Source organism: Croceicoccus pelagius, from assembly GCF_001661915.1.
In the GTDB taxonomy this organism is placed as follows: Bacteria; Pseudomonadota; Alphaproteobacteria; order Sphingomonadales; family Sphingomonadaceae; genus Croceicoccus; species Croceicoccus pelagius.
Map to the genome: position 1 here is coordinate 1 of NZ_LYWY01000004.1, position 3,906 is coordinate 3,906.

At 56.3% G+C, this 3,906-nt stretch carries 3 protein-coding genes and 1 pseudogene; 3 read left to right on the forward strand and 1 reads right to left on the reverse strand.

The window, feature by feature from the left end; genetic code table 11:
* A pseudogene (locus A9D15_RS00280) lies at positions 1-424 on the reverse strand (transposase); the annotation flags it as partial.
* A gap of 71 nt (positions 425-495) precedes the next feature.
* Between A9D15_RS00280 and A9D15_RS00285 the strand changes: the two are divergent.
* From A9D15_RS00285 to tnpB, 3 genes are all read left to right on the forward strand, one after another.
* Positions 496-2,175, forward strand: coding sequence for a TonB-dependent receptor (locus tag A9D15_RS00285; protein ID WP_156521589.1), 1,680 nt, complete (start codon positions 496-498; stop codon positions 2,173-2,175).
* A gap of 765 nt (positions 2,176-2,940) precedes the next feature.
* Positions 2,941-3,396, forward strand: a complete 456-nt coding sequence (gene tnpA / locus A9D15_RS00290; RefSeq protein ID WP_066760572.1) for an IS66-like element accessory protein TnpA — start codon at positions 2,941-2,943, stop codon at positions 3,394-3,396.
* 38 nt (positions 3,397-3,434) lie between these two features.
* Positions 3,435-3,761, forward strand: coding sequence for an IS66 family insertion sequence element accessory protein TnpB (gene tnpB, locus A9D15_RS00295; RefSeq protein ID WP_216634362.1), 327 nt, complete (start codon positions 3,435-3,437; stop codon positions 3,759-3,761).
* Positions 3,762-3,906 lie beyond the last annotated feature (145 nt).

The following is a 3,906-nucleotide window of genomic DNA, read 5'->3' on the forward strand; positions in this document are numbered from 1 at the left end:
ATCAGCGCCAGCGTCTCGTCCGTTTCCGGCACCGGTGCGTAGTAATAGGACGAGCGGCTGATAAGCAGCAGACGGCACTGCGCCGAGATCGACAAGCGATGGTGAGCAGGTTCGACCATTGCCCGCCTCCGATCCACGCTCATCGACCGAAGGCTTTTGCTAAAAAATCCCGCTCCACGACCAGTTGCCCGATCTTGGCGTGCAGCTTTTCCACCTCGCTCTCGCTGACGGCCCTGGCCGTATCGCCGGCGCCGGAGAAGGTGCTTGCCATCCCGTCGATGGCTTGGCGCTTCCACGATGCGATCATCGTGTGGTGGACACCGTGCTTGGCTGCCAGCTCCGCCAGCGTCAGGTCGCCCCGGATCGCTTCCAGCGCAACCTTGGCCTTGAAATCCGCGCTGTAGCGCTTTCTCGTCGTCTTCATTCCCGTACCAATCCATCAGGTCGGGATTAGCTTAGCATCCTGTCCAGGAAACCGGCACCACCTCAGACTACGTGGCCGCGCGCATGATTATGGCTTGGCGGCCCTCTGACAGACTAAAACTCGAGCTTAACGTTAACGGTTCAGTCGATCGCTCGGACCCGCAGGCGCTGCAGTTGGTTTCGATACTGGCAAGTCCGACTGCTCCATCTGTCGGGGAGCTCAATGCGGTTCTGGCTCCGCTCAATGTTCGCCGGGCGGCAAATTGGTCGACAGACGAGGCGCGACCCAGCGGCAATCGCAAGCTGTTCCAGGCTATTCTTCGGGCTGACCTAGATCTCTCGGAAAGCGTAACGTTGACCTCGATCTCGACGTACAATCATCTTTCGCAGAAGATGGCTTTTGATCTCGACGGTACGGATTTCCAGATCGTTGATGCGCCCCAGGACGATGGGTCAATCGAGGACTATAACCAAGAGATCCGTCTATCGAACGCTAATACTGTCGGTGCGATCTTTCGTTGGACGCTGGGTGGGCTATACAACAAAAGTACGGTCAATGAAGACCAGTGGATTACCTACAAGCATGCGGCTTCTAATAACGCCGATAACCTGTTCATAAACGCATCGGGAATTGACACTCGTGCGAAAATTGAGAACTGGGCGGTATTTGCCAATGGCGAGTTCGAATTGACATCGGACCTCACTTTTAAGGCTGGTGCACGCTACACAAAGTCGATAAATGACACATACATCTGCGGTTATAGTCCTGGTGACGGAAATGTAGCGAAGCTGTTCACGCTGTTGGGTGAACTGTTGGGCGGGCAGTCAGTGCCACTTTCGACCACCGACTGCTATCCGCTGAATGACCAGCTGCTTCCCGGTACGCCCTATCTGGACAAATTGTCTGAGGACAACATCTCTTGGAAAACTGGCATTGATTTTCAGGCATCGCCCGACACGCTTCTTTATGCGAACGTCGCTAGAGGCTACAAAGCGGGAAGCTACCCCGCAATTACGGCCGCAACGCAGGCTGAATTGAAGCCTGCGAAGCAGGAAGCAGTGACCTCGTATGAAGCGGGCGTAAAAACTCGATTCGCTGGCAATTTAGTGCAGCTGAACGGTGCGGTTTTCTATTCTGATTATCGCGATAAGCAGGTCCAGGGGACGGTCACATCGGACCTGTTCGGGCTTTTGCAGCAACTGCAGAATATTCCGAAGTCCCATATTTTCGGGGTCGAGGCAGATCTCATTTTGCGGCCGATTGCCGGACTGACGCTGACTGGATCCGGAAGTTATTTGAAGACTAAGGTCGATGAGTACGAAAGCATCAACACCTACGGCGAATTTACCGATTTCAGTGGCGACCGCCTGCCATTTGCGCCCACATGGACGCTAATCGGTGACATCGACTATCGTGTGCCTGTGGGCAGCGGTACGGCGTTCGTGGGCGGCACGGTAAACTACAGATCAAGCGTGGATGCATACGTAGGCGCGAGTAGATTGGCCTTTCCGAGCGGAGTTGGGGCGAACCGGACACAGTTGGAATATCCATACCGAATTGATGGATACACACTCGTCGATGCTCGCCTCGGCTATGAATTCGCTGATGATCGCGTGACCATATCGGCGTGGGGCAAAAATATCTTCAATACCTACAATATTCAGAACGCGATTTCGTATGGACCGGTTGCGGTTCGGGCGACTGGCCTGCCGGCGACGTACGGCATCTCCTTGGGCGTCAAATGGTATTAAATTGATGATTGGCCAAGGCGGGCTGACGGCCCGCCTGGCCGTCTTCCTTTGTGTCAGGGCCTTAGGCCTAATCAGGAAACGCTTCGAATAAAAAGCCGGACGCTTTGAAGTGCCCGGTATGAAGTCATCACAAGGTTTAGAAGATGTCCGTAACCGTAACAATTACCGCGAGGGTAGTAATACTCTTTCTAATCGGTGCAGCAGGTCAAGTCGGAGGCAGTGTGCTTCTGGGCCGAACTGATGCTTTTCGGAACCTTGGGTGGAGTGTTGTCTGCCTAGGCGTCTACATGATTTCCTTTTACGCCCTTGCAACCTTAATACGGGAAGGTGGGCCACTCAGTTTGATCCTTCCGGCACTGGCCGCGACTGTCCCCATAGCGACAATTATCATTGCAGTCTTCGTTCTGGGTGAAGCTGCGTCATGGCAACGCTTTGGCCTTCTTGTGTTTGCGTGCCTTGTCATTGGTTACGCAGGGACGGTCTAGTCCAATCGGTTGCATGGTTACCCTTTTAAATCAATCAATTGATTGAAACTCGGCGGCTGCGGCCACGTGCGTGAAGCCTTAATATTGATGCCGACGAAAAGTCACAGGAGATATCAATGAGTGAACAGGATCGTCATGAAAGTGTCCGACCGTCATACATCGCTCATTTCGTTGTCAGGACGAGCCAATTTACCGTAAGCGCTGTCGCGTCCCCACCTTGCGCCGTTGATCTGAAGCGTCGAGTTTCCGCGCCCTGATCTGCGGGAGGGGCGTTGGTGCTATGACGATGTCATGTGACGATACTGGCACTAACGGTGTTCAGCGGTTTGAGGTCTTCACCGGCGCGGGCAAGCGTCGGGACTGGCCGCCGGAGGTGAAGGCCTCGATTGTCGCCGAGAGCTATTCGGGGATGCAGTCGGTGAGCGCGGTCGCGCGCCGTCATGGCCTGGTTCCTTCACAACTCTTCACCTGGCGTCGCCAGTTGCGTGCGCAGATGGAAGAACACGGTCTCATAGTTCCTGAGACTGCAAAGCCGGAGCAGACCTTCGTTCCGGCGGTGATCGATGCGATGCCCGATCCCGATCCGGCACCAAGGAACAAGCCGACACGACGGCGACGCCGCGGCAAGGCCAGTACGGTGGAACTGGAAGTGGACGGGATCACGGTGAAGATCGGGTGCGGAGCGGATGCGGGCACGATTTCGGCAGTGATCACTGCGCTGCGAGAGACGCGATGATCGGGCCCGTTGGTCCATTGGGTACTGGCGCAAAGGTGATGGTCGCAACGCGCCCGGTGGACTTTCGCAAGGGACCGGACTCGCTCGCGGCACTGGTGGCCGCCGAGTATGGCGGCAAGCCCTATTCCGGCGTGATCTATGTGTTCCGGGCCAAGCGAGCCGACCGGATCAAGATGATCTGGTGGGATGGCACGGGCCTGTGTTTGATGGCCAAGAAGATGGAGACGGGCGGCTTCAAGTGGCCCGGCATCCGCGATGGTGTAATGCGCCTTACAGCGGCACAACTGGGCGCTTTGCTGGAGGGCCTGGACTGGCGGCGTGTCCACGGCGGACGTCGCCCGAAGGCACCGCAGATTGCCGCTTGACGGGATACCGCACCACTGATTCAGTGTCTCCATGCTGATAGAAGCGGACCTGCCTGAAGACGTCGAAGCGCTGCGAGCGCTCGTGCTCGAACAGGCCCGTGAGCTCGATACTCTCAAGACATTCCGCGATGAGGTCGAGCGCCTG